7 protein-coding genes are annotated in these 5,948 nt (G+C 73.2%); 6 read left to right on the top strand and 1 reads right to left on the bottom strand.

The annotated features are described in order from the left end of the window. Together CCN72_RS18315 and CCN72_RS18310 are read left to right on the top strand one after the other, a co-directional pair. On the top strand, window positions 1-459 hold a 459-nt coding region (locus tag CCN72_RS18315; RefSeq protein WP_244174308.1), incomplete at its 5' end, for a 3-hydroxyacyl-CoA dehydrogenase family protein. Next, window positions 456-1,046: a TetR/AcrR family transcriptional regulator gene (locus CCN72_RS18310; protein ID WP_085565669.1), complete on the top strand. Its 591-nt coding sequence runs from the start codon at window positions 456-458 to the stop codon at window positions 1,044-1,046. The genes CCN72_RS18315 and CCN72_RS18310, both read left to right, overlap by 4 nt. Before the next feature lie 87 nt (window positions 1,047-1,133). Here CCN72_RS18310 and CCN72_RS18305 read toward each other — a convergent pair whose 3' ends face one another. Continuing rightward, window positions 1,134-1,631: an Lrp/AsnC family transcriptional regulator gene (locus tag CCN72_RS18305; protein ID WP_346078046.1), complete on the bottom strand. Its 498-nt coding sequence runs from the start codon at window positions 1,629-1,631 to the stop codon at window positions 1,134-1,136. A 175-nt stretch (window positions 1,632-1,806) separates the two neighbouring features. Here CCN72_RS18305 and pdhA point away from each other — a divergent pair, with 175 nt between their 5' ends. The 4 genes from pdhA to CCN72_RS18285 all read left to right on the top strand — a co-directional run. Continuing rightward, window positions 1,807-2,961 (top strand): pyruvate dehydrogenase (acetyl-transferring) E1 component subunit alpha, encoded by a 1,155-nt coding sequence (gene pdhA / locus CCN72_RS18300; RefSeq protein WP_086808448.1) that lies wholly within the window; start codon window positions 1,807-1,809, stop codon window positions 2,959-2,961. Further along, the gene (locus tag CCN72_RS18295) at window positions 2,958-3,962 is read left to right on the top strand and encodes an alpha-ketoacid dehydrogenase subunit beta (protein ID WP_037650268.1); all 1,005 of its coding nucleotides are present in this window, start codon (window positions 2,958-2,960) and stop codon (window positions 3,960-3,962) included. Before pdhA ends, CCN72_RS18295 begins: the two co-directional genes overlap by 4 nt. Further along, window positions 3,962-5,377, top strand: coding sequence for a dihydrolipoamide acetyltransferase family protein (locus tag CCN72_RS18290; protein ID WP_086808447.1), 1,416 nt, complete (start codon window positions 3,962-3,964; stop codon window positions 5,375-5,377). Before CCN72_RS18295 ends, CCN72_RS18290 begins: the two co-directional genes overlap by 1 nt. A 61-nt stretch (window positions 5,378-5,438) precedes the next feature. After that, the coding region (locus CCN72_RS18285) for a molybdenum cofactor guanylyltransferase (protein WP_143664129.1) at window positions 5,439-5,948 on the top strand (510 nt) is incomplete at its 3' end.

Raw genomic sequence — 5,948 nt, 5'->3', positions numbered from 1 at the left:
GCCGACGGCCAGACCTCCGTGGAGTTCCGTGACGTCGTCTACTTCGACCTCGCCCTCGACTACCGCAAGGCCACCCGTATCGCCCTGTCCGCCTCCCAGGACACCTCGCAGACGACCCTCGCCGAGGCCGTCGGCCTGTTCCAGGCGCTCGGCAAGGACGTCAGCGTCATCGGCGACGTCCCCGGCATGATCGTGGCGCGTACGGTGGCCCGGATCATCGACCTCGCCCATGACGCGGTCGCCAAGGGCGTCGCCACCGAGGAGGACGTCGACACCGCGATGCGCCTCGGCGTCAACTACCCGCTCGGCCCCTTCGCGTGGGACCGCAGGCTGGGTGACGAGTTCGCCTACGACGTCCTGGACGCGATGCACGAACGCGACCCCTCCGGACGCTACGCGCCCTCCCTCGCGCTCTACCGCCACGCCTACGCCGACGACAAGCGGGAGGGCACCTCATGACCACGCCCCGGCGCGACACGTACACCCCCGAGACACTGCTCTCCGTCGCCGTCCAGGTCTTCAACCAGCGCGGCTACGACGGCACCTCCATGGAGCACCTGTCCAAGGCGGCCGGCATCTCCAAGTCGTCGATCTACCACCATGTCAGCGGCAAGGAGGAGCTGCTGAAGCGGGCCGTCAGCCGCGCCCTGGACGGCCTTTTCGCCATCCTGGAGGAGCCGGCGGCGCGCGAGGGGCAGGCGGTGGAGCGCCTGGCACACGTCGTGCGGCGCATGGTCGAGGTGCTCATATCCGAGCTGCCGTATGTGACCCTGCTGCTGCGGGTGCGCGGGAACACCGCCACCGAGCGCTGGGCGCTGGAGCGGCGCCGCGACTTCGACCACCGGGTCGCCGAGCTGCTCAAGGCGGCCGCCGCCGACGGGGACGTACGCCCCGACGTGGAGGTGCGGCTGGCCACCCGGCTGGTCTTCGGCATGATCAACTCCATCGTGGAGTGGTACCGGCCGGAGGCCCGCGGCGCCTCGGGCCGCGAGGTGGCCGACGCGGTCGTCCAGCTGGTCTTCTCCGGACTGCGCCGGGCCGCCTGACCTTCCGATGACGCCGGGCTGTCCGACCTTCTGATGACCCGAGAAAAACAGCCTACGGATCACAGCCTGCTGATCTGGGAAGACGGCCTAGGCGTCCGGTTCCAGGTCCTCCTCCTCGAACACCAGCAGCGTGCGGGTGCTCAGCACCTCCGGGATCGCCTGGAGCCGGGTGAGCACTAGTTCGCGCAGCGTCCGGTTGTCGGGCGTGTGCACCAGCAGCAGGACGTCGAAGTCACCGCCCACCAGCGCGATGTGCGAGGCCCCGGGCAGCTGGCGCAGCTGCTCGCGGACCGTGCGCCAGGTGTTCTGGACGATTTTCAGCGTGATGTACGCCGAGGTGCTGTGCCCGGCCCGCTCATGGTCCACGCGGGCGCCGAAGCCCCGGATCACCCCGTCCTCGACCAGCCGGTTGATGCGCGCGTAGGCATTGGCCCGCGAGACATGGACGCGTTCGGCGACCGACCGTATCGAGGCGCGGCCGTCCGCCTGGAGGATGCGCAGGATGTCCTGATCGATGGCGTCCAGCGGTCGCGCCGGCGGCGGCAGCGCGTCCTGCGCTGTCTCGGCCATTTGTTCAGGTGCCATGTCCCCCCGCTTCATCGCCGTGGACGTCCTGCGTTCATTGCAGGCTGTGGAGAACCGTTTGTCCACAGCCTGGAGGTGCCTGTAGCCAAAATGTGCCGACGACCGAACAATCGGTAGGTGAGACGGGTCACAGCCGACACGTCTCCCGTAGCCGCTCCCACGAGGAGGTGCCGTCATGACGGTTCTGGAGCAGCGGGGCGCGTACCGGCCATCGCCGCCGCCCGCCTGGCAGCCCCGTATGGACCCCGCGCCGCTGCTGCCCGACGCCGAGCCGTATCGCGTCCTCGGCACCGAGGCGGTCGCCAAGGCCGATCCCGATCTGCTCCGCAGGCTCCACGCACAGCTGGTGCGCGGCCGCCGCTACAACACGCAGGCCACCGCGCTCACCAAGCAGGGCCGACTCGCCGTCTACCCCTCCAGCACCGGCCAGGAGGCCTGCGAGGTCGCCGCCGCCCTGGCCCTCGAAGAGCGCGACTGGCTCTTCCCCAGCTACCGCGACACCCTGGCTGTCGTCGCCCGCGGAGTGGACCCGGTCGAGGCACTCACCCTGCTGCGCGGCGACTGGCACACCGGCTACGACCCGTACGCACACCGGGTCGCCCCCCTCTCCACCCCGCTGGCCACCCAGCTGCCGCACGCCGTCGGCCTCGCCCACGCCGCCCGTCTCAAGGGCGACGACGTGGTCGCGCTCGCCATGATCGGCGACGGCGGCACCAGCGAGGGCGACTTCCACGAGGCGCTGAACTTCGCCGCCGTCTGGCAGGCACCCGTCGTCTTCCTGGTGCAGAACAACGGCTTCGCCATCTCCGTCCCGCTCGCCAAGCAGACCGCCGCGCCCTCCCTGGCCCACAAGGCCGTCGGCTACGGCATGCCGGGCCGGCTGGTCGACGGCAATGACGCGGCCGCGGTGCACGAGGTGCTCACCGACGCCGTACGGCACGCCCGCGCGGGCGGCGGACCGACACTGATCGAGGCGGTCACCTACCGCATCGACGCCCACACCAACGCCGACGACGCCACCCGCTACCGGGGCGACGCCGAGGTCGAGGCCTGGCGCGCACACGATCCGGTGCGCCTGCTGGAGACGGAGCTGACCGAGCGCGGCCTGATCGACGCGGCCGGCCTGGAGGCCGTACGGGAGGACGCCGAGGCGATGGCCGCCGACCTGCGCGCACGCATGAACCAGGACCCCGAGCTCGACCCGATGGACCTCTTCGACCACGTCTACGCCGAGACCACCGCCCAACTGCGCGAACAGCGGGACCTGTTGCGGGCCGAGCTGGCGGCCGAGCAGGACGGGCCCGGCCCGCAGGAAGGCGACCGCCGATGACCACCGTGGCCGTCAAGCCCGCCACCATGGCCCAGGCCCTCACCCGCGCGATGCGCGACGCGATGGCCGCCGACCCCACCGTGCATGTGCTCGGCGAGGACGTCGGCACCCTCGGCGGTGTCTTCCGCGTCACCGACGGGCTCGCCAAGGAGTTCGGCGAGGACCGCTGCACCGACACCCCGCTCGCGGAGGCCGGCATCCTCGGCGCCGCCGTCGGCATGGCCATGTACGGCCTGCGCCCGGTGGTGGAGATGCAGTTCGACGCCTTCGCCTACCCGGCGTTCGAGCAACTGGTCAGCCATGTCTCCCGGATGCGCAACCGCACCCGCGGCCGGATGCCCCTGCCGATCACCGTGCGCATCCCCTACGGCGGCGGCATCGGCGGCGTCGAGCACCACAGCGACTCCTCCGAGGCGTACTACATGGCCACCCCCGGCCTGCATGTGGTCACGCCCGCGACCGTCGCCGACGCCTACGGTCTGCTGCGCCGGGCCATCGCCTCCGACGACCCGGTCGTCTTCCTGGAGCCCAAGCGGCTCTACTGGTCCAAGGACACCTGGAACCCCGAGGAGCCGACCGAGGTCGAGCCGATCGGGCGCGCGGTGGTCCGGCGCACCGGCCGCAGCGCCACGCTGATCACCTACGGCCCCTCCGTGCCCGTCTGCCTGGAGGCCGCCGAGGCCGCGCGGGCCGAGGGCTGGGACCTGGAGGTGGTCGACCTGCGCTCCCTGGTGCCGTTCGACGACGAGACGGTCTGCGCCTCCGTGCGGCGCACCGGACGCGCGGTCGTGGTGCACGAGTCCACCGGGTTCGGCGGTCCTGGCGGCGAGATCGCGGCCCGGGTCACCGAGCGCTGCTTCCACCACCTGGAGGCCCCCGTGCTGCGCGTGGCCGGGTTCGACCTCCCCTACCCGCCGCCCATGCTGGAGCGGCACCATCTGCCCGGCGTGGACCGCGTCCTGGACGCCGTGGCCCGGCTCCAGTGGGAGGCCGAGGGCTGATGGCACAGGTGCTGGAGTTCAAGCTGCCCGACCTCGGCGAGGGACTGACCGAGGCGGAGATCGTGCGCTGGCTGGTCCAGGTCGGTGACGTGGTCGCCGTCGACCAGCCGGTGGTCGAGGTCGAGACGGCCAAGGCCTCGGTCGAGGTCCCCTGCCCCTACGGCGGCGTGGTCACCGCCCGCTACGGCGAGGAGGGCGCCGAACTCCCGGTCGGCGCCCCGCTCCTGACGGTCGCGGTCGGCGAGCCGGACGGGAAGTCCACGGCCGGCTCGGGCAATGTCCTGGTCGGTTACGGCACGTCCGAGGCGCCGGGCCGGCGCCGCCGGGTGCGCCCGGTGGCCCTGACCGGTGGCGGCGCGAGCGAAAACGGTGCCACCGGCGCGCATGCCGCGGTGAACGGCACCAAGGCCGCGAGTCCCGGGGTGAACGGCACCGCCGCCGCGCCGGCTTCGAGCCTGCCCGCCACCGCTCTGCCGTCCGGCGGCCCGGTGCCCGTGATCTCCCCGCTGGTCCGCAGGCTCGCCCGTGAGGGCGGACTCGATCTGCGGCGGCTGGCGGGCTCCGGCCCGGACGGGCTGATCCTGCGCGCCGACGTGGAGCGCGCCCTGCGGACCGGAGCGGGTCAGGGCAGCGGTCGTACGGCCGAGGCCCCCGTCGCGGCCGTGCCGGTCGCGGCCATGCCCCTCCAATCCGTGGCGTCGGCCTCGGCGCCCGCCTCGGTCCCCGGCGAGGTGCGGGTTCCGCTCAAGGGCATCCGCGGTGCCGTCGCCGACAAGCTGTCCCGCAGCCGCCGGGAGATCCCGGACGCCACCTGCTGGGTGGACGCCGACGCGACGGAACTGATGCGCGCCCGGGCCGCGATGAACTCGGCGGGAGGCACGAAGATCTCCCTCGTCGCGCTGCTCGCCCGCATCTGCGCCGCGGCCCTTGCGCGGTTCCCGGAGCTGAACTCCTCGGTCGACACCGAGGCCCGCGAGATCGTCCAGCACCCGTATGTGCACCTCGGGTTCGCGGCGCAGACCGAGCGCGGCCTGGTCGTGCCGGTCGTCCGGGACGCCCACACCCGCGACGCGGAGTCGCTGACAGGCGAGTTCGCCCGGCTCACCGAGGCGGCCCGCGCCGGGACCCTGACCCCGGGCGAACTCACCGGCGGCACCTTCACGTTGAACAACTACGGGGTCTTCGGCGTCGATGGCTCCACCCCGATCGTCAACCATCCCGAGGCGGCCATGCTCGGCGTCGGCCGGATCGTCCCCAAGCCGTGGGTGCACGAGGGCGAGCTGGCCGTGCGCCAGGTCGTCCAGCTCTCGCTCACCTTCGACCACCGGGTCTGCGACGGCGGCACGGCGGGCGGCTTCCTGAGGTACGTGGCGGACTGCGTGGAACAGCCGGCGGTGCTGCTGCGCACCCTGTGATCCGGCGGGCCGCCGTCAACCCTCGGTTCCCTGTGATCGGCCCGGCCCGCATACTCGGGGAGTGACCGACAACGCCACCGCCGGGCCGGCGGCTACCGCGGCCGCCCCCGGAGCCACCGCGGCACCCCTGCCCTACGACGCCGTCGTACTGGCCGGAGGTGCCGCGCGGCGGCTCGGCGGGGCCGACAAGCCCGGCGTCCGGATCGGCGGCCGGGCACTGCTGGACCGGGTGCTCACGGCCTGCGCGGCCGCCCGTACGACCGTCGTCGTGGCCGCGCCCCGGAGCACCGCCCGCCCGGTGCGCTGGGCCCGCGAGGAGCCGTCCGGCGCGGGACCGGTCGCCGCGCTGGCGGCCGGGCTGCGGCACACCACGGCCGCACACGCCGTCGTCCTCTCCGCCGACCTGCCCTTCCTCCGAGCGGACACGCTGCGGCGGCTGCTGACCGCCCTGGGCGAGAGCGGCGCCGACGGCGCGTTGCTCACCGACGCCGAAGGCCGCGACCAGCCGCTGGTCGCCGCGTACCGCACCGCCGCGCTGCGCCGTGAACTGGACGCCCTCGCCGCCGCGCAC

Source organism: Streptomyces murinus (assembly GCF_002154555.1).
GTDB lineage: Bacteria > Actinomycetota > Actinomycetes > Streptomycetales > Streptomycetaceae > Streptomyces > Streptomyces murinus.
The sequence above is the reverse complement of the archived record's forward strand: the minus strand, read 5'-3'. Positions and strand labels throughout refer to the sequence as shown.